A 19322-nucleotide genomic window follows, 5' to 3' on the forward strand; every position below is an offset into this window, starting at 1 on the left:
GTTGGCCACTGGTACGGAACCACATACGAACAGCGGCGGCGTACGCACCGGTACGCGCGCCGCCATCGACGCCCCGCATCTGCGGACCGACCGCTGGTGGCTGGCCCCTGCCGTCACCGCCGCCGGACTGCTCGCCTTCGTCGTCTACTCGACCTGGCGGGCCTTCGCGGACTCGAACTACTACTCGGCGCCCTATGTCTCGCCGTTCTACTCGCCCTGTCTGGCCGAGCGGTGCGGCACCATGCACGCGGGCCCGAACGCCGACCTCTTCGGGAGCTGGTGGGGCATCTCCCCCGCCATCATCATCCTGATCTTCCCGCTCGGCTTCCGCCTGACCTGCTACTACTACCGCAAGGCCTACTACCGCGGCTTCTGGGCCTCTCCCCCGGCCTGCGCGGTGGCCGAGCCGCACAAGAAGTACTCCGGCGAGACCCGTTTCCCGCTGATCCTGCAGAACGTCCACCGGTACTTCTTCTACGCGGCCCTCCTGGTGGCGGGCACGCTCACCTACGACACCGTGCTGACCTTCCGCGACGAGCACTACCACTGGGGCCACATGGGCCTGGGCACCCTCGTCTTCCTGGCCAACATCGTGCTGATCTGGGCGTACACCCTCTCCTGCCACTCCTGCCGGCACATCGTCGGCGGCAAGCTCAAGCACTTCTCCAAGCATCCCGTGCGCTACAAGGCGTGGAAGTTCGTCGGGAAACTGAACAACCGTCATATGCAGCTCGCCTGGGCGTCGTTGATCAGCGTGGCGCTCGCGGACTTCTACGTGTACCTGGTCGCCTCAGGCGCTTTCGATGATCCGAGGTTCTTCTGATGTCCGTGGTCGAGCGACAGGGGTGGGACGTCGTCGTGGTCGGTGCCGGTGGCGCAGGCCTCCGGGCCGCCATCGAGGCGCGCGAGCGCGGGGCCCGTACGGCGGTGATCTGCAAGTCGCTGTTCGGCAAGGCCCATACGGTGATGGCCGAGGGCGGCATCGCGGCGGCGATGGGCAACGTCAACTCCGGCGACAACTGGCAGGTCCACTTCCGCGACACCCTGCGCGGCGGCAAGTTCCTCAACCAGTGGCGCATGTCCGAGCTGCACGCGAAGGAAGCCCCGGACCGGGTTTGGGAGTTGGAGACCTGGGGCGCCCTCTTCGACCGCACCCAGGACGGCCGGATCTCCCAGCGCAACTTCGGCGGCCACGAGTACCCGCGCCTCGCCCACGTCGGCGACCGCACGGGACTCGAACTGATCCGCACGCTCCAGCAGAAGATCGTGTCGCTCCAGCAGGAGGACTTTCGCGAGACGGGTGAGTACGAGTCCCGTCTGAAGGTCTATCAGGAGTGCACGGTCACAAGGGTGTTGAAGGACGGGAGCCGCGTCTCCGGGGTCTTCGCCTACGAGCGCGAGACGGGCCGTTTCATGGTCCTCGAAGCCCCCTCCGTGGTGATCGCGACCGGCGGGATCGGCAAGTCCTTCAAGGTGACGTCCAACTCGTGGGAGTACACGGGCGACGGCCACGCGCTGGCACTGCTCGCGGGCGCGCCCCTGCTCAACATGGAGTTCGTGCAGTTCCACCCGACCGGCATGGTCTGGCCGCCGTCCGTCAAGGGCATCCTCGTCACCGAGTCGGTGCGCGGCGACGGCGGGGTGCTGCGCAACTCCGAGAACAAGCGGTTCATGTTCGACTACATCCCCGACGTCTTCAAGGAGAAGTACGCCGAGTCGGAGGCCGAGGGCGACCGCTGGTACGAGGACCCGGACCACAACCGCCGTCCCCCCGAGCTGCTCCCCCGCGACGAGGTCGCCCGCGCCATCAACTCCGAGGTGAAGGCGGGCCGCGGCTCACCGCACGGCGGGGTCTTCCTGGACGTGTCGACACGGATGCCGGCGGAGGTGATCCGGCGCCGACTCCCGTCCATGTACCACCAGTTCAAGGAGCTGGCCGACGTCGACATCACCGCGGAGGCGATGGAGGTCGGGCCGACCTGTCACTACGTGATGGGCGGCATCGCGGTCGAGTCGGACACGGCGGCGGCACGCGGGGTACCGGGGCTGTTCGCGGCCGGTGAGGTGGCCGGCGGCATGCACGGCTCCAACCGGCTGGGCGGCAACTCCCTCTCCGATCTGCTGGTGTTCGGCCGCAGGGCGGGCTGGCACGCGGCGGACCACGCGGCCGACCTGGCGGACAGCCGCCCGCAGGTCGACGACACCGAGGTGGACCTCGCGGCGGCGGAGGCACTGCGCCCCTTCTCGGCGGAGGGCCCCGAACCCGGCAAGGAGAACGGGCGTCCACCGGAGAACCCGTACGCCCTCCACCAGGAACTCCAGCAGACCATGAACGACCTCGTCGGCATCATCCGCCGCGAGGGCGAGATGGAACAGGCGCTGGAGAAACTCGCGGATCTCCGGGTACGGGCGCGCCGGGCGGGAGTCGAGGGCCACCGGCAGTTCAACCCGGGCTGGCACCTCGCGCTCGACCTCCGCAACATGCTGCTGGTCAGCGAGTGCGTGGCCCGGGCCGCCCTGGAGCGCACCGAGTCGCGCGGCGGACACACCCGCGAGGACCACCCCGGCATGAACCGCGACTGGCGCCGCATCAACCTGATCTGCCAACTCACCGACCCGACAGGCGGGTTGGGGGCGACGGACCCGGTGTCCGCCCAGATCAGCCTGACCCGTGAGACGACCGACCCCATCCGCGCCGACCTGCTCGCCCTCTTCGAGAAGGAAGAGCTGGTCAAGTACCTCGCCGAAGAGGAGCTCTACGAGTGAGCAGCTACGAGGCCCGCTTCAAGGTGTGGCGGGGGGACGTCAAGGGTGGCGGCCTGGAGGACTTCAAGGTCGAGGTCAACGACGGCGAGGTCATCCTCGACATCATCCACCGCATCCAGGCCACCCAGGCCTCCGACCTCGCCGTGCGCTGGAACTGCAAGGCGGGCAAGTGCGGTTCGTGCTCGGCGGAGATCAACGGCCGGCCCCGGCTGATGTGCATGACCCGCATGTCGGTGTTCACCCGCGAGGAGACCATCACGGTCACGCCCTTGCGTGCCTTTCCCGTCGTACGGGACCTGGTGACCGACGTCGGCTTCAACTACCAGAAGGCCAGGGAGGTTCCGGCGTTCGTACCGCCGGAGGGGGTCGCGCCCGGCGAGTACCGGATGATGCAGGAGGATGTCGACCGCTCGCAGGAGTTCCGCAAGTGCATCGAGTGCTTCCTGTGCCAGGACACCTGCCATGTGGTCCGTGACCACGAGGAGAACAAGACGGCGTTCGCGGGTCCCCGATTCCTCATGCGGGTCGCGGAGTTGGACATGCACCCGCTGGACGCGGCGGCCGAGAGCGGCCTCGACCGCAAGAAGACCGCCCAGGACGAACACGGCCTCGGCTACTGCAACATCACCAAGTGCTGCACCGAGGTCTGCCCCGAAGGCATCCACATCACGGACAACGCGCTGATTCCCTTGAAGGAACGGGCGGTTGACCGCAAGTACGACCCGCTGGTGTGGCTGGGCTCGAAGATCAGGAGGCGTGCCTGAGGAAAGTGAGGACCTGGCCGAGGTTGTGTTCCGCGATGCCCCGCATGAACTCGGGGTCGTGGAAGTCGCCGACCTCCAGGAGGCGCAACGGGCCCGCCACCAGGGAGAGATGCATGGCCAGGCGGTAGAGGCGCAGGCGGTCCTCGTCCAGGCCCTCGACGCGCAGGGCGTCGTAGTGGTGGCCGAAGCGCAGGCGGAGGAAGACGTGCTCCCATTCGACGTCGAAGTACATCAGGCCTTCGATGTCGATGAGCGCGAGGTCGCCGTCGGCGGTCACGCGGACGTGGTCGCCGCCGAGTTCGCCGTGGACGAGGGCGGGGGGCTCGTCGCGCGGGCGGATGCGGGCGGCCAACGTCCTTATGGCGTCGGCCAGTTGAGGGTGGGCCGCGGCTGCTCGCGGGTCCCGGGCGGGGAGTTCGTCGAGGTCGCCGAAGGCGCGTGCCACGACGATCTCCTCGCATGAACTCCCGTACGAGGAACCGCCGTTGTCGACGACCCCGACCTTCCCGAAGCGCGGGGCCGTGCAGGTGTGCAGGGTGGCGAGGAGGGCCGCCATCCGCTCCAGCGCCTCCGGTGCGGCGGCCGGATCACCCTCCAGCAGGTCCTCCAGGGTGCCGCCCGGAAGGTCCTCGACGAGCGCCACGTCGGTCGGGAGGTGGGCGTGGGTGGAGTCGGCGTGCAGGAGCCGGGGCGCGCGGACGCCGGCCGCGGCGAGACGGTCGGCCGCCGCCGTGAAGAGGGTGAGGCCGGAGGCGTGGGAGAAGGGGTCGCGGGGGTCGCCGGGGCCGGCGTCCCAAAGGTCCTCGTCCGGCGACCAGACATAGGCCACCGCGGTCGTACCGTCCTCGAAGGTGAGGCGGTAGACGCCCTTCTTCGAACCGCCCCGGACGCGGGAGACGGTCGCCGGGGCGCGGCCGAGGGCGGCACGGGAGAGCGGGGTCAGGTCGGCGCGGGTGAGTTCCTTGCGGGTGGCGGTCACAGGGTCCCGGGGCGCTGCGCACGCCACTGCATCACACCGCCGAGGATGATCAGTGCGAACGCCGTGGCGCCGCCCAGATCGTCCATGGCCAGGGAATCCGCCCACCAGTGCACGGACAGGCCCGTCCCCATGCCCAGCGCCGAAGTCAGCGCACCGAGCCCCCACAACTCGGGCCGTACGACTCCGCCTCGCGCCATCGGCGGCATCCAGCCGGTCGTCGCCGTGAAGACCCCGAGTGCCGCCAGCAGCAGCAAGGCCGCCGCGGCCAGCCATGTCAACAGCATCGCCCACCCCCTGTCGGATGGGACGGATCGTCGCACGCGCGGCTGTGAACAGCACCCGTTTTACATCAAGCAGTCATCCGGTCCGGGAAGTGAGCAGGTGTCAGGGGGACGGTGTCGGTACGCGCTTCGGACGGGCGGGAGAAGGGAGGGCCGCGTGACCGTCGTACGTGTTCAGGGGCGGGTGAGAGGTTCTCCGTCGAGTTCGTGGCGCCACAGGATGCCGCTGTAGGTGCTGAACGGCAGGCCCAGGCGCTCGGCCGCGGCTGACCGCTCAGCAACGCAGATCCTCGCCCTGACCTGACCTACTACCGGGGCTGCCCCCCAGCGGAGATCGCCGAACTGCTCGACATCCCCCGGGCACCGTCAAGGCCCGCACGCACTACGCCCTGCGTTCCCAAGGACGGCTCTGGCAGCCGGCCGAGTGCGGCGCCGCTGATCCCCCGTCATGTCCGTTATTACGCAGGAGAGTTGGGCGTGGGCTCAGCGCCTCACCCAACCCTCCCGGTACGCCGTCCAGTCCGCCTCCGTCGCCGCGAAGTCCACGTACAGGGCGACACCGAAGTTCGCGCGGTCCGCGTCCGTACGGGACAGGCCGAGCCGTACGCCCCGGACGGCGGCGGGGACGGTCTCTGCGGCGCCCCGGTGACCGAACCGGTTCTCGTGGTAGAAGGGCAGGCCCATGAGGAGGTCGGTGGAGTCCGGGGTGACCTCCAGGGCGAGCGAGGTCTGCTGGGCGACATACCCGCCGTAGAGACTCTGCAGGGGCTGCATCGTGTCGTACGACATGACGGCGATCTGGTCGACGCGGCGGGCGACCTGGCCGAAGTACGCCTGCGACCACCACTTGGGGTGGTCGGTGAGGGTGCCCCAGAAGGAGTGGAAGGCGGGGAGCGGGTCGATCTGGTGGGCGGCGACGGAGAGTTGGGCGTTCCGGGACTCGGTGACGTCGTGCAGCCGGTCGAGCAGGTCGAGGTAGTCGCGGTCGCCGGAGTGCAGGGGCTCCAGGTCGAAGTGGGCACCCTCGAAGCCGGCGGCGAGGATCTGGCGGGTGGAGGCGACGATCGCGGTACGGGTCTTCGCGCGCTCCAGCCGCAGACCGTCCGGACTCTCGGTGGCGAGCTTGTCCCCCAGCCAGGCCTGGACCCGGACCCCGGGAAGCGCACGGTGGACCGACTCGATCAGCCAGGTAGCTCTTGGGTAGTCCGCCTCAGGGAGGGTGCCGTCATGCTCCAGGGGCCCCGAATGGACGTACAGGTCACGGATACCGGTGCCTTTCAGCCGACGGGCCAGCGCGGCGACATCCGCGTCGCTCTTCCGCCCGTCCACCCAGGCGTGGCCGAGCCAGATCGCGTCCTGGTTCCTGGTGCGGGTGCCGGCTACGGGGTCACCGCTGTAGTTCACGCGGAGGGCGATCTCGGCGGCGAGGGCGGGAAGAAGCAGGAGGAGAACGAGCGCTAGGGCGGTGCGACGGGTCCGACGGACCCACTTCCGTGGGGGACGGGTGCGCTTGGTGGGCGTGGCGGCTTCGACGGGTGCGGCGGCCTGCGCAGTTTCCGCGCCCTCGCCCGTGTCCGTCTCCCCGGCCTGCACTCCGGTCGGCGCCCCGGCCTGCACTCCAGTCGGCGCCCCGGCCTGGGCTTCCTGCTCCCCCTCCCCCTCAAGACTCCCCTCTGCGTCCGCGTCCGCCCCCGTGCCCACGTCCATGCCCTCCGTCTGTGTCATCCCCCGCGTCTCCCCTCCCCGTAGCGAAACACCTCCCGCCTCACTCGCCCCTGGCGCTGTCCCCCGTCCCACCCCGGGCGCATCCCGGTCGCGCTTGCGTATTCCTGCTCATACGCTCCGAAATGTGACGTCATCCTTGATACGCGGCCGGCCGCGACGCGCGGCCTCTCACATATCCGTGCGGGTGGCGCACGCCGTGCTGGGCGGGGCGGCCGGGGTCGTGTGGCTGGTGTTGCCGGTGATGACGATCAATGCGGAGGTTCCGGTTGCGGCCACCCGGGCCGGGCCCGTCGCGGAGCAGGACACCGCGTCCACGCAAGCGGCCGACGGGACGTCCGCCGCCGACCTCGTCCTGCCGCTCGTCGCCGTCGGCGGGGTGGGGATACTCGCGGGGTACGGGTATGTACGGCGCACCCGTAGGGCCCGTACCCGTACGACTCCCGGAGTGGTGACACCCGTAGGACCACCCGTAGTACCGCCCGCGGTGTCGTCCCGGCCCCCCGTGACCCCACTGCCCGTGCTGGAACGCCAGGCCGGTGCCGCCCTCGTCCAGGCCGACGACTGCGTACGCACCAGCCGGGCCGAACTCTCCTTCGCCGAGGCCCGGTTCGGGCGGGCAGCCGCCGAACCGTTCCACCGGACCCTGCGGGAGGCCGAGCGCGAACTCGCCGCCGCCTTCGCGATACACCTGCGCTACGGCCAAGGGGTCCCGGAGGGCGGTGAGGAGGAGGCGGCTCGCCGCCAGGCCCTCGCCGGCATCGTCGGGCGCTGCGCCGAGGCCGGGCGGCGACTGGATGCCGCGGCCCCGGGGTTCGATCAACTCCGGGCGCTGGAGCGGGAGATGAGCGGGGCGCTGGAGGTCGCGGAGACACGGTTCCGTGAACTGACCGGTCGTACCGGAGCCGTAGAGACCGCACTCGCCGACCTGCACACCCGCTACCCGGCGTCAGCCACCGACGCTGTCACCGGATACGTCGAACAGGCCAAGGACCGGCTGGTGTTCGCCACGACTCATCTCAACCGGGCCCGCCAGGCAGCCGACTTGGAGCGGACGGAGCAGGCGGTGCGGGATCTGCGCGCCGCCGAGGGCGCGATCGGTCAGGCCGACACCCTCCTGACCGGCGTGGATCAGCTCGCCGACTCCCTCGCCGGAGCCGCCGACCTGCTCCCGGCCGCGCTCACCGGCGCGGAGGCGGAAAGGGCCAGGAGCACCGGGCCGACCCATGACATCGACGCCACCCTCGCCGCCGTACGGGAGGAACTGACCGGCGGCCGTCCGTACGACCCCCTCGCCGCGCTGCGGAGCATCGTGCGGGCCGTGTCGCCGCTCGGCGCCGGGCAGGACGGTGTGCTCGGCACCGCCGCGTGGCTCGTCGGCCGTGGTGACGTCCGCGCGGCGGACGGCTTCGTGGCAACGCACCGGGGTGCGGTCGGCCCCGGCGCACGAACCCTCCTGGCGGAAGCGGAACGACTCCTGGACACGGACCCGGCCGCGTCCCACGAACCCGCGCTGGCGGCACGGGAGTCGGCCGAGCAAGACGTCCGTGTGCACGGCAACCCGTACTCCGGCACCGCCGAACACACGGCCGGAACAGTCCTCGGCGGAGTCCTGCTCGGCGAGCACCCGGACGGCGGCCCACCGCCTGCCTTCGGCGGCCCGGACACCCGTAAGCGCGGGGAACCCGACCCGGGGTAGACCCGCCCCCCGCCCCCGACTCCCTCAGAATCCGGAGCCGTCAGAACAGACTGAGCAACGCCTCCGCCGGATCCACCATCCCGGTCTCCCCGTCCGGGAGCGGCAGTTCGAACCACACCGTCTTGCCGCGTGGCGTCCGGCGTGAGCCCCAGGCCGCCGACAGGAGACCGACCAACTGGAGCCCCCGGCCGCCCTCGTCCGTGTCTCGGGCGCGGCGGCGGCGTGGCTGGACCAGGCCCGCGTCCCAGACCTCGCAGACCAGGGTGCGGTCCAGGAGGAGCCGTAGCCTGATCTCGCCCTCGCCGTAGCGGAGCGCGTTCGTGACGAGTTCGCTGACCAGCAACTCCGTTGTGTCGATGAGGGGTTCGAGGTCCCAGGACTGGAGTCGGGCGCGCGCGTACTCGCGGGCGCGGCCCACGCTGCGCGGCTCGCGCGGCAGCGTCCAGTCGCCGACGGAGTCCTCGGGCAGCCCCTGGACACGTGCCATCAGCAGCGCGATGTCGTCCTCGCCGTGGTGGGTGTCGAGGGTGCTGAGGACGTGGTCGCAGACGTCCTCCAGGTCACGGTGGGTCTCGGCGTTCAGTGCCGCCGCCGTCGACGGAGGTCCGTCGTCCGAGGGGCGGTTGGGGTCGGTCAGGGCGCCCACGAAGGCCTGGAGGCCCTCGTCGAGGGGGTGGTCGCGGGATTCGACCAGTCCATCCGTGTAGAGCGCCAGCAGTGCGCCTTCGGGCAGTTCGACCTCCACCTCCTCGAAGGGCTCGCCGCCGACGCCGAGCGGCATGCCGGGCGGCACGTCGAGCATCAGCGCCGCCTCGCCGGGTTCGACCAGGACCGGCGGGAGATGGCCCGCGTTGGCGAAGGTGCAGCGCCTGGTCACCGAGTCGTAGACCGCGTAGATGCAGGTCGCGAGGTACACCTCGGAGAGGTCGGCCTCGCGGGGGCGGCGGGCGGCGCGGGTGGCCTGCTGGACGCCGCCGGGGGTGCCGAGTCCGCGCGCGATCTCGTCCAGGGCCGACAACACCTCCGCCGGTTCGAGGTCCAGCAGCGCCAACGTCCGTACCGCCGTGCGCAGTTCGCCCATCGCGACCGCCGCGCGCAGACCGCGGCCCATCACGTCTCCCACCACCAACGCCGTGCGGTGGCCGGGGAGTTCGATGACGTCGAACCAGTCGCCGCCGACCTCCGTCGCCGCGTTCCCGGGGAGGTATCGGCACGCGATGTCGAGCCCTGAGGCCTCCGGGTCGCCGGGCGGGAGGAGCGAGCGTTGCAGTATCAACGCCCGTTCGTGCTCGCGCCGGTAGAGGCGGGCGTTGTCGATGCAGACGGCGGCCCGTGCCGCCATCTCCACCGCGAGGTCCCGGTCCCGGTCGCCGAACGGCTCGCTGCCCTTCGTACGGGCGAACTGCACGAGTCCTACGACGGTGTCGTGGGCGACCATCGGCACGGCCAGCGTGGACTGGACGGGGCCGCCCTCCTCGGCGGGCACGTACTGCGGGCGGGCGGTGCGCAGGGCGTCCGCGCAGGGCGAGTTGAAGGGGTAGTGGTGGACCGCGTTGACGGCGACGGGTGCGCCGCCGCCGACGAAGGGGGCGTCGGAGACCGCGCTGGCGAAGGCCACCCGGCGCACTTCCGCGCTGCCGTCGGCCCGGCCGGGCGGGGTCTCGTCGCCGGCCAGGAGGCCCTGGTAGAGGTCGACGGTCGCCAGGTCGCAGAAGCCGGGGACGACGATGTCGAGGAGTTCGCGGGCGGTGGTCTCCAGGTCGAGGGAGTTCCCGATGCGGGCGCCGACCTCGTTCAGAAGGGCGAGATTGCGCCGCGCGGAGGCGGCCTCGCGGGCGGCGGCGCGGCGGGCGGTGACGTCGGTGCCGAGCCAGGCGATGCCGATGGGGCGCCCGCTGCCGCTGTGCACGCGGTAGAGGTTGATGGACCAGTGCCGGCGCTCCTCGGAGCCGGGCACGAATCCGGTGACATGCATGTCCGTTATCGAGTTGCCGGTCTCCAGGACCCGGCGCAGGGTCGCGGTGACCCGCTCGGCCTCGGGGCTCTGCAGATAGTCCTGGACGCTGTTGCCCCGGTGGTCGTCAGGGGTACCGCCGAAGGTGTTGGCGATCTGCTGGTTGGCGCGCCGGACCCGCAGGTCGGGGTCGATCAGCAGGAAACCGAACGGAGATTGACCGAATATCGACTGCGAGGCGGCGAGATCGGTCTCGATACGGCGCAGGATCCGGACGTCGACGACGATGCAGACGGCGGCCCGCTCGCCCTCCTCGGTCCGGGTCGGCATCACATAGACCTCGGCGAGGCCCTCCTTGCCCGGATCGCCCGCCTCGGTCTCCGGCACCCGGAAGGGCACCACTCCGGTCCACTCCCGGCCGTCGAGGATCTCGGCCATCTTCCGCTGGCCGTGCTCTCGCAGCTCGGGGTCGACGAACGCCTCGATGGGGTCCATGCCGACCGCGTGCTCCGTGGAGATCCCGAAGAGCTGCTCGGCCCGCAGGCTCCACTGGTCGACCAGCCCGTCGGGGCCGATGGAGAAGGAGGCGACCTTGATGTAGTCGTAGATCGAGCCGGGTGGGCTGCTCTGCCACATGGCGTCGCCGACGGACATGGCGTCGACGGAGGGCACGTCGGCGAAGCCCACGGCATCAGCCCTCGCGCCGCCCGACGGGTCCTCGGACTCCGTGGCCTTCGCTGGTATCTCGCTCACGCGAACCGTCCCCTCCAGCTCACCGCGTCCGGCACCGGTCACCGGGGGCGGCTGCCCGCAGTATCCAGCACTACGGCGCCCCACAACACGGTGTTCACGATCACAGGACAATCCCGATGCATTTCGGACCGTCCCGCGACAACACTCCCAGTCTTCTAACCAGCGGACACGCAGTCGAACCACGCCGATCGACAACCGCCACAGGCCTTGACCAATCGATGGACACCGCTGTCCGGTTCGTACAGGAGCGTGCGCCCGCGCGCCGGCCCGGGTTCATTCCGGCACCGCGAGTTCGAACCACACCGTCTTGCCCGCCTCCCCGGGCCGGGTGCCCCAGCGGACGCAGGCGTCGGCGACCAGCTGGAGGCCGCGTCCGCTCTCGTCCTCGGGGTGGGCGACCCGCTCGCGGGGCGGGTCGGGGAGCGGGTCGGAGACCTCGACGAGCAGGACGCCGCCCGGGCGGGCGGGGCGCACCAGGCGGACGCCGATGGGGCCCGTGGCGTGCCGCAGCGCGTTGGTCACCAGCTCGCTGACCAGCAGCGTCGCGATGTCGTCGAGGGCGCCGAGGTCCCAGTCGCGCAGTTGACCGCGGACGGCCGAGCGCGCGGTGCGGACGGCTCCGGGGTCGGCGGGAAAGGTCCACTCGGCGCGGTCGCCTTCGGTGTCGATCAAGCCGATCACATCCCGGGTCGGCCCAGCACACCCATGTCCGATTTCATGGGGTTAATGGGCACATACCCGACATCAAGAGCCCGGTACCGCCCCGGAGGGCGCACTGTGGCACGAACGGCGTACACCACACCCGGCGCACTCCGCCCTCCCGCCCCCCATGTGCATCCGGCGCGCCCGTCCGCCACGAACTACGGCGAGTTCGGCACGCCCGGCTCGCCCCTGCCTACGACGGGTTCAGCGCGCCCCGGCGTCGAGGAGCGCGAGCGTCTCCCGTACGGCGGGCACGTCCTGGTCGAGCCAGTCGACGGTCCAGATGTCCGCGGGGGCGAGCCAGCGCAGCTCGTCGTGGTCCTGCAGGGGGCGCGGGCGGGGTGAACCGGGGAGCAGCCGGGCCGTCCAGACCTGGAGGACGTACGGCGGCCTCAGCGGCCACTCCCCCGGGACGCGGGCGACGGTCTCGGCGTCGACGCCGAGTTCCTCGTGGAGTTCGCGGACCAGCGCGGCGTCGGGGCGCTCGCCGGGCTCCACCTTGCCGCCGGGGAGTTCCCAGCGGCCGGCCAGTTCAGGGGGTGCGCTGCGGCGGGCGGCGAGCAGCGGGCGGCCGCGGCCGGCACCGCCGCCGTCGAGGTCGTCGTCGAACAGGGCGGCTCCGACCACCACGATCCGTGTCGTCATGCGCCGGAGCCTACGGGGTGCGTCAGTTGCGGGTGGCGTCCCCGTTCTGCCCGATCCGCTCGACCCAGTAGAGCTGCTTGTGCTTGCGGTCGTCGAGGCTGTCCGCGATCTTCTGGGCCTCGGCGCGGGTCGCGTACCTGCCCACGCGGTAGCGATTGCCGTTGTCGTCCTGCCGTATCACGAGCCAGGGAAGAGTGATCGTGCCGTCGTTCATCGCGCCCCTCCGCTTCCCGCTCGCGGTTCGTGCCGTGCCCCACCCCATAAGGAAACCGCAATCCGCATATGCCGGAGCCTACGCCTAACCTTCACGCAGCGAATACGGCTTTTCACGAAGAGGTACGCAACCAGCCATGACGGAGGGGGCGCACGACTACGAACGCGCCGTTGGCACACCTCGATGCATCCGGTCGGAGGCACGCTACAGGTCCCGCGAGCGACCTGCGAGAAAGACCGGAATCCAACGCCCCCCAAGGCAGGGCGGATTGACCGGTTCCGGCGTCAAGTGCCGGGAAAGTAGCGCTACTTCACCTGGAATGCACCCAACGTGCTACTCGGCGCGCTACTTCACGGGAAGGTGGTAAGCGATCCGGTAGCGGTCGGCCGGGACGACCACGTCGGCCGTCTCCACCGCGCGCCCCGAGGCGTAGTACGTGCGCTGGATGACCAGGACCACATGCCCGGGGACCCCGCCCAGCGCGAGGAGTTCCTCGGAGAGGCCGGGCCGGGCGCCGACCTCCTCCGTGACGTTGTCCACGACGACGTCGATGGCCCGCATCCGCTCGACGACCCCCATGCCGCCGAGCGGTCCCTCCTCGGGCAGCATCACGGGCGTACGGCCGGTCACCGCGAGGGGTTCCCAGGACGTGGAGAGCATCATCGTCTCGCCGGCGTCCCGGAACACGTACTTCGTGCGCATGACGCGCTCGCCGGCCTGGAGGCCGAGCCGCTCGGCGATCGCGCCGCCCGCCTCGGTCTGCTCGCTGCTGGACTCCCAGGTGCCGCGCGCCTCGCCGTCGGCCTGCTCCTGTCGGAACGGTGTCGCACCGGCGGGCGGCCGGAACCCGGAGCGGGCGATGCGGCGCGGCACGGGACGCTCGCGCACATAGGTCCCGGAGCCGGAGCGTCCCTCGACCAGCCCCTCGGCCATCAGCACCTTGCGGGCCTCCAGGGCGACCGTGTCCGAGACGCCGTACTCCTCGCGGATTCTGGCCTGCGAGGGCAGCCGGGTGTGCGGGGGCAGCTGGCCGTCGACGATCTTCTTGCGGAGATCACCCGCGACGCGCAGATACGCCGGCTGCTCACCGAATGTCACTGGCCGCTCCCATCAGGTTGTACAGACAGCAACAGCCTGGCAACCGTGGGTTGTGCCATGCAAGCAAGGGCCAGAGAATCACTCGATGTGATGACTTGTGCCCGGCGTGGGCTTTACCCAGGCAGTTTCTCCCCGCTATAGAGGCCGTCACACCTCCAGACCGGTATCGCCTCCCCCGCCGTCCCCTCCGCTGTCGCTCTCGTCGTACGGCGGCGGGGTCGTGGCGAGCCCCAGAGCCTTGCGGGCGGTGACCGACAGATGGGGGTCGATGAGTTCGGCGCCCTTGTCGTAGTACCCGTAGAACTCGTCGGCGTCGGAGGCACCGGCCGCCTTCGCCCACTGCTTCTGCGCCGCCCGCAGGTCCTTGACCAGGTCCGCGACCGGCTTCGCCGAGGCACTCGGCCACTGATGGCCTTCCAGCAGGTCGGCCTGCTCGGTCAGTGCGGTCGAGACCCGGCCCGCCCACGCCCTGTGCCCCGGCAGGTCGTCCTCGACGTACCGCGCGTCGGGCGCCGAGTCCAGCGCCGCGTTGAGGACGTGGGCCGCCTTCAGATACGCGACCTGGTCCGCGTCGAGGGTCGTGGCGTCGTTGCGCAGCGAACCGCCGGGCAGACTCGCCTCCTCGTCCTTGTTGCCGAACGCGCAGGTGATCTCGCGGTCGCCCAGGCTCCAGCTCTGCTCGGTCGGGGTGACGTAGTAGATGTCCACGTCGTCGGGTACGGCCCAGCCGTCCATGGCGTAGGAGTCCTGGAGCGCGTAGCACCTGTCGTCCGCGGTGGCCGTGACCTTCTTGTCCCCCGGGTACGAGTCGCCGCTCATCCGCACCACGGCGAACACCTCGCCGTCGTGCTCGCCCGCGCAGGACACCACGTCGAAGTCGTACGCCATGCCCTCCAGCGAACCGCTGGGCGCGTCGAAGCACTGGCCCTTCCCGGGAGAGGCGCTCGCGCTGTTGCTCCCGCCGGCCTCGACGTCGTCGAAGAGGCCGGTCGCCGCGCCGGCCACCCCGAGCGTCCACAGCACCAGCCCGAACGACGACAGCACGATGCCGCCCACCGCCATGCCCCGGCCGCGCTCGCCCCGCTTCTTCGTCTGGTTCAGCCCGATCAGCCCGAGGACCAGTCCGACGCCCGGGACGCAGCAGAGGATGCCGAGCACCAGGGCGGCGACGGACATGCCGTTGAGGGGCGCGGGGTGGTTGTACGGGCTGTAGCCCTGGGACCAGGTCTGGTAGGGCTGGGGCCCGTAGGGGGTGTAGGGGGACGGGGGACCTTGGGGGTACGGGGTGTACGGGGTCTGCGGCGGCGCGTACGGGCTCTGCGGCTGTGCCCCGTAAGGGGGTTGGGGCTGTGCCGTCCCGGGGGCGTCCTCGGGCGGCGGGGCGTACGGGTTGTACGGGGTGGCGGGCGCCTGGGGGAGAGGAGCCGGGCCCGGAGGCTGGTCCTGGGGGCCTTCGGGGTCCGGCGGCGGGGGTATGGACACGGGTACCGTGCTCCTGGTTCAGGCGGGGGATCTTCGGCGGACGGGCTTCACTGCGGAGCCGGAGATCTTCAGACGCGGAACTGACGTACGACTCGCGCATGTTAAGCACGCGGTGACCGGGGGCGGAATGCGGGTTTCGAAGACGACGGTCCGGGCGGTGAACGCGCTCACCGCGCGCTGGGCCGGGGCCGCCTGCGGGGGCACGGTGTTCTCGGCGGCCGGGGTGTGGCCACTGCTGGCCCTCCTCGCCGACGGGGCGTGGGGCGCGGCACGGGCGGAACTCGCGGACGCGGTGGGCCTGCCCGCCGACCAAGCCGCCGTCGCCGCACGGGAGTTGCTGGCCGCGATGGGCTCGATGCCCGGTCTGTGCTCCGCGCTCGGACTGTGGACCAGGCACGACTTGGCGCTGCGCGAGGAGTGGCGGGCCGGGCTGCCCGCGGCCACGCACGGAGTGCTCACCGACGATCTCCCGGCCGGGCAGCGGGCGTTGGACGCGTGGGCGGCCGAGCGGACGGACGGGCTGATCGAGCGGATGCCCCTCGCCCTGGACGCGGACGTGGTGATGGTGCTGGCGAGCGCGCTCGCGCTGCGCACCGAATGGGCGCGACCCTTCGAGGAGTTGATGCTCAGCCCGGACGCCGGGCCCTGGCAGGGGCGGCGGCTGACGGGCCTGCGCCGCACCGGCGTCCGCCTCGACCGGGCCGGTGTGGCAAGCGGCCCGCACGGCTACGTCACCGAGCTGAAGGTCCCCGGCGACAACGGCATCGACGTCCATCTCCTGCTCGGCGAACAGCGGTTGACCCCGGGTCAGGTGCTGGTCACGGGCGTGGCCGCCCTGGCTGGCCGGATCCCGGTCGTGCCCAGCGGCCAACTCCCCTACGGCGACGTGGGACCGGGCCTGCGCATCGAGCAACGGCGTTGCCCCACACCGCAGCCGCCGGAGCTGTCCGTGACAACGGTGGCGTACGACATGAGCGCGCGACACGATCTCCTCGACCGGCACGGCCTGTTCGGGCTCACCACTGCCATGGACACGGGCGACGGCCACTTCCCCGGTATCAGCCCCGACCCGCTGGCCGTCGGCAAGGCCGAGCAGTCGGCGGTGGCACAGTTCGGCGCGCTCGGCTTCCGCGCGGGAGCGGTGACGGCGATCGCCCCCGCCCCCGGCGGTGCCCGGCCCGACCTCCGCTGCACGACCACGGTCGTCACGGCCCGCTTCGACCGCCCCTTCGGCTTCCTGGCCGTACACCGCGAGTCACGCCTCGTCCTGACAGCGGGCTGGGTCACCGAGCCACTGCCGTACCAGAGGTAGGGCGGGCTCGGGCAAGGCGAGGTCGGGGCCTGGCGGGCTCGGGCCGGATGCGTTCCGGGCGTGTGCGCTCCGTACGTGGTAATCCCCCGCGCTTCCCGCCCCGTCCCGCCGTGCACTCCATCGTCGAACGGTGACCAAGCGACCCCGTCTGCTGCTCCCCCCTGACCCTGGCGTCGGCCGCGTCCATCCCTCGCCCCGCGAAGGCTGCGGGGCGCGCAGTTGGGCGCCGAAGCCGTACCAGGGCTCGGACAGGCTCAGGGCCCGGTGCGCTCCGTACGTGGTAATCCCCCGCGCGCTTCCCGCCCCCGTCCCCCCCTGCACCCCATCGTCGAACGGTGACCAAGCCACCCCGTCTGCTGCTCCCGCTCCTCGCCGCCGCTCTGCTCCTCCCCCTGACCCCGGCCTCGGCCGCGCCCGGCCCCCGCGACGACTGCGGGGCGTCCGGCTGGGCGCCCTCGGCCACCCGGATCGACCCGGCCGACACCTATCACCCGTACGTCGGCAACGGCTATCTCGGCACTCGGGTCCCGCCCGTCGGCGCGGGCTACGCGGCGTCCGGCGAGAAGACCGGCTGGCCGCTCTACACCCCGCGCTACGACGGCGCGTTCGTCTCCGGCCTCTATGCCCGGGGCCCCGCGAACACCGCGGGCCGCGAGGCCCTCGCCGCCCTCCCGACCTGGACCGGCCTCGATGTGACGGCGGGCGCCGAGACGTACGGCGGCGGCAGCCGGATCACCGGGTACCGCCAGACCCTCGGCCTCCGCTGCGGCTACGTCCGTACGTCCCTCACCTGGACGACGAAGGACGGCCGCCGCACCGACCTGGTCTACGACGTCCTCACCTCCCGCGACAGCGAGCACACCGGCGCGGTGCACCTGCGCGTGACTCCGCACTGGGACGGCGAACTCACCCTCACCGACCGCCTCGACGGCCGCGGCGCCCGCCGGGTCACGCAGACGACCGGCGGACCGACGGGCGCGCACACCATCGGCGTCGCGTTCCGCACGGACGGGACCGGGGTCGACGGCGCGCTGGCCTCCGTGCTGGACGCGCCCGGACGGCGTCAACACGCGGCCCGGGAAGGGAAGTTGAGTGCCAGTCAGACGGCCGTGCTGCCCGTCCGCTCCGGTCGTACCTACACCGCGACCAAGTACGTCGGCGTCGACACCTCCCTCACCTCCCGCGATCCCCGGGCCGCCGCCCAGGACGCCGCCGGGCGGGCCGCGCGGCGCGGGTGGGACGCGCTGCTCGCCGCGCACAGCGCCGCGTGGCGGGCGCTGTGGTCGTCGGACATCGAGGTGCCCGGCCATCCGGATCTGCAACTCTGGGCCCGTTCCGCCCAGTACGGGCTGCTGTCCGCGCTGCGCCCCGGCGCCCGGAACAGCATCGCGCCCGCCGGTCTGACCAGTGACAACTACGCGGGCATGGTCTTCTGGGACGCCGAGACCTGGATGTTCCCGTCCCTGCTCACCACCCACCCCGACCTCGCCCGCCCGGTCCTCGACTACCGCTACCGCACCCGCACGGCCGCCGCCGAGAACGCCGCGAAGACCGCGGTGAAGGGCCTGTTCTTCCCGTGGACCAGCGCGAGCCACGGTCTGCTCTGGAACGAGTGCCAGAGCTGGCAGCCCCCGCACTGCCTCACCCAGAACCACCTCCAGGGCGACATCGCCCTCACCGCCCGCCAGTACTACCTCGCCACCGGCGACCGCACCTGGCTCCGCACGGAAGGCTGGCCCCTCCTCAACGGCCTTGCCCAGTACTGGACTTCACGGGTCACCAAGAACACCGACGGCTCCTACTCCATCAAGGAGGTGGCAGGCCCCGACGAGTACAGCAACGGCGTGAACGACGCCGTCTACACCAACGCCGTCGCCGCCACCGCCCTCCGCGCCGCCACCGAAGCGGCCCACACCCTGGGCCGGCCCGCCCCCGCCGACTGGCTCACCATCGCGAACCACCTCCGCATCCCGTACGACCCGAAGCGCAAGATCTTCCTCCAGTACGACGGCTACAACGGCTCGCAGATCAAGCAGGCCGACACCGTGCTGCTGATCTACCCGCTGGAGTGGCCCATGCCGGCCGGTGCCGGAGCCGCCACCCTCGACCACTACGCCCAGCGCACCGACCCGGACGGCCCCGCCATGACCGACGCCGTCCACGCGATCGACGCGGCGGCCGTCGGCGAGCCCGGCTGCGCCGCGTACACCTACCTCCGGCGGGCCTACCAGCCCTTCGCCCGCGGCCCGTTCGCCCTCTTCTCGGAGTCGCGCGGCGACAAGGCGGGCGCCTCCGACCCCCTCGCCGGCTCCCCCGCGCAGGACTTCCTCACCGGCAAGGGCGGCTATCTCCAGATCTTCACCCACGGCCTGACCGGCCTCCGCCTGCGCCCCGACACCCTCCACCTCGACCCGAGCCTCCCGCCCCAACTCTCGGACGGGGTACGCCTGTCGGGCCTGCGCTGGCGCGGTCGTACGTACGACATCGCGATCGGCGCGAAGACGACGACCGTACGGCTGCGCTCCGGGGCGCCCTTCGTGCTGGACACCCCCGAGGGCCGCCGCACCCTCTCCGGCACGGTCACCCTGAAGACCCGGCGGCCCGACCTCACCCCCACCACCGATCTGGCCCGCTGCCGCCCCGCGACGGCGACCTCCTCGGAGTCCGGCCGCTACCCGGAGGCCGCCGTGGACGGCAGCCCCGCGACCACCTGGTCCCCGGCCACCGACCGCGCCTCCCTCACCACCGACCTGGGCCGCCCGGTGCGGGTCGGGACGGCCCGGCCCACGTGGACGAAGCGCCCGGGGTCGTACACGGTCGAGGTCTCGACGGACGGGCGCGCGTGGCACACCCCGAACGGAACGCCCGCCCGGTACGTCCGCGTCACCGTGCGCGGCGGCAAGGGCGCCGCGCTCGCCGAACTCGATGTGCGCTCGTGACGGCCAACTGAC

15 protein-coding genes are annotated in these 19322 nt (G+C 71.6%); 6 read left to right on the forward strand and 9 right to left on the reverse strand.

The features are described 5' to 3' along the window. Position 1 precedes the first annotated feature (1 nt). The 3 genes from ACIBJH_RS01355 to ACIBJH_RS01365 are packed head-to-tail and all read left to right on the forward strand — an operon-like array spanning position 2 to position 3530. Positions 2 to 823, forward strand: a complete 822-nt coding sequence (locus tag ACIBJH_RS01355) for a hypothetical protein (protein WP_399114803.1) — start codon at positions 2 to 4, stop codon at positions 821 to 823. Further along, positions 823 to 2766 carry a fumarate reductase/succinate dehydrogenase flavoprotein subunit gene (locus ACIBJH_RS01360; RefSeq protein WP_399114804.1) on the forward strand — a complete coding sequence of 648 codons (1944 nt, stop codon included), beginning with the start codon at positions 823 to 825 and terminating at the stop codon, positions 2764 to 2766. Before ACIBJH_RS01355 ends, ACIBJH_RS01360 begins: the two co-directional genes overlap by 1 nt. Further along, the gene (locus tag ACIBJH_RS01365) at positions 2763 to 3530 is read left to right on the forward strand and encodes a succinate dehydrogenase/fumarate reductase iron-sulfur subunit (RefSeq protein ID WP_399114805.1); all 768 of its coding nucleotides are present in this window, start codon (positions 2763 to 2765) and stop codon (positions 3528 to 3530) included. Before ACIBJH_RS01360 ends, ACIBJH_RS01365 begins: the two co-directional genes overlap by 4 nt. Here ACIBJH_RS01365 and ACIBJH_RS01370 read toward each other — a convergent pair. The 3 genes from ACIBJH_RS01370 to ACIBJH_RS01380 form a co-directional block, all read right to left on the reverse strand. Beyond that, a complete protein-coding gene (locus ACIBJH_RS01370; protein WP_399114806.1) occupies positions 3514 to 4509 on the reverse strand; it encodes a phosphotransferase family protein in 996 nt (331 codons plus the stop codon). The two genes, ACIBJH_RS01365 and ACIBJH_RS01370, sit on opposite strands and share 17 nt — an antisense overlap. Continuing rightward, entirely contained in the window at positions 4506 to 4793 is a 288-nt protein-coding gene (locus tag ACIBJH_RS01375) for a hypothetical protein (protein WP_399114807.1), read from the reverse strand. The genes ACIBJH_RS01370 and ACIBJH_RS01375 overlap by 4 nt, the downstream gene beginning before the upstream one ends. A gap of 480 nt (positions 4794 to 5273) precedes the next feature. After that, positions 5274 to 6515: a hypothetical protein gene (locus ACIBJH_RS01380; protein WP_399114808.1), complete on the reverse strand. Its 1242-nt coding sequence runs from the start codon at positions 6513 to 6515 to the stop codon at positions 5274 to 5276. Positions 6516 to 6756: 241 nt separating this feature from the next. On the opposite strand from ACIBJH_RS01380, the gene ACIBJH_RS01385 reads away from it, so the two are divergent. Continuing rightward, entirely contained in the window at positions 6757 to 8211 is a 1455-nt protein-coding gene (locus ACIBJH_RS01385) for a hypothetical protein (protein WP_399115572.1), read from the forward strand. A gap of 40 nt (positions 8212 to 8251) precedes the next feature. Here ACIBJH_RS01385 and ACIBJH_RS01390 read toward each other — a convergent pair whose 3' ends face one another. From ACIBJH_RS01390 to ACIBJH_RS01415, 6 genes are all read right to left on the reverse strand, one after another. Next, positions 8252 to 10918, reverse strand: coding sequence for a SpoIIE family protein phosphatase (locus ACIBJH_RS01390; RefSeq protein ID WP_399114809.1), 2667 nt, complete (start codon positions 10916 to 10918; stop codon positions 8252 to 8254). Positions 10919 to 11191: 273 nt separating this feature from the next. Further along, on the reverse strand, positions 11192 to 11599 hold the full coding sequence (locus ACIBJH_RS01395; RefSeq protein ID WP_399114810.1) for an ATP-binding protein: 408 nt from the start codon (positions 11597 to 11599) through the stop codon (positions 11192 to 11194). Positions 11600 to 11824: 225 nt separating this feature from the next. Beyond that, a complete protein-coding gene (locus tag ACIBJH_RS01400; protein ID WP_399114811.1) occupies positions 11825 to 12265 on the reverse strand; it encodes a (deoxy)nucleoside triphosphate pyrophosphohydrolase in 441 nt (146 codons plus the stop codon). Between the two features lie 22 nt (positions 12266 to 12287). After that, a complete protein-coding gene (locus ACIBJH_RS01405) occupies positions 12288 to 12479 on the reverse strand; it encodes an SPOR domain-containing protein (RefSeq protein ID WP_019072018.1) in 192 nt (63 codons plus the stop codon). Between the two features lie 345 nt (positions 12480 to 12824). Continuing rightward, complete coding sequence (locus tag ACIBJH_RS01410) at positions 12825 to 13577, reverse strand: GntR family transcriptional regulator (protein WP_399114812.1); 753 nt, start codon at positions 13575 to 13577, stop codon at positions 12825 to 12827. Positions 13578 to 13724: 147 nt separating this feature from the next. Next, complete coding sequence (locus tag ACIBJH_RS01415) at positions 13725 to 15059, reverse strand: DUF4190 domain-containing protein (RefSeq protein ID WP_399114813.1); 1335 nt, start codon at positions 15057 to 15059, stop codon at positions 13725 to 13727. A gap of 127 nt (positions 15060 to 15186) precedes the next feature. Between ACIBJH_RS01415 and ACIBJH_RS01420 the strand changes: the two genes are divergently transcribed. Next, the gene (locus ACIBJH_RS01420; RefSeq protein WP_399114814.1) at positions 15187 to 16371 is read left to right on the forward strand and encodes a serpin family protein; all 1185 of its coding nucleotides are present in this window, start codon (positions 15187 to 15189) and stop codon (positions 16369 to 16371) included. A 335-nt stretch (positions 16372 to 16706) separates the two neighbouring features. Continuing rightward, a complete protein-coding gene (locus tag ACIBJH_RS01425) occupies positions 16707 to 19310 on the forward strand; it encodes a discoidin domain-containing protein (RefSeq protein WP_399114815.1) in 2604 nt (867 codons plus the stop codon). The last annotated feature ends 12 nt before the right edge of the window (positions 19311 to 19322 follow it).

This window comes from Streptomyces sp. NPDC050548 (genome assembly GCF_044457385.1).
In the GTDB taxonomy this organism is placed as follows: Bacteria; Actinomycetota; Actinomycetes; order Streptomycetales; family Streptomycetaceae; genus Streptomyces.

Excerpts from the sequence above, each read along its gene's own strand:
- ACIBJH_RS01360 (WP_399114804.1), top strand. The coding sequence starts at position 823 with ATGTCCGTGGTCGAGCGACAGGGGTGGGACGTCGTCGTGGTCGGTGCC.
- ACIBJH_RS01375 (WP_399114807.1), bottom strand. The coding sequence starts at position 4,793 with ATGCTGTTGACATGGCTGGCCGCGGCGGCCTTGCTGCTGCTGGCGGCA.
- ACIBJH_RS01380 (WP_399114808.1), bottom strand. The coding sequence starts at position 6,515 with ATGACACAGACGGAGGGCATGGACGTGGGCACGGGGGCGGACGCGGAC.
- ACIBJH_RS01385 (WP_399115572.1), top strand. The coding sequence starts at position 6,757 with ATGACGATCAATGCGGAGGTTCCGGTTGCGGCCACCCGGGCCGGGCCC.
- ACIBJH_RS01400 (WP_399114811.1), bottom strand. The coding sequence starts at position 12,265 with ATGACGACACGGATCGTGGTGGTCGGAGCCGCCCTGTTCGACGACGAC.
- ACIBJH_RS01405 (WP_019072018.1), bottom strand. The coding sequence starts at position 12,479 with ATGAACGACGGCACGATCACTCTTCCCTGGCTCGTGATACGGCAGGAC.
- ACIBJH_RS01420 (WP_399114814.1), top strand. The coding sequence starts at position 15,187 with ATGCGGGTTTCGAAGACGACGGTCCGGGCGGTGAACGCGCTCACCGCG.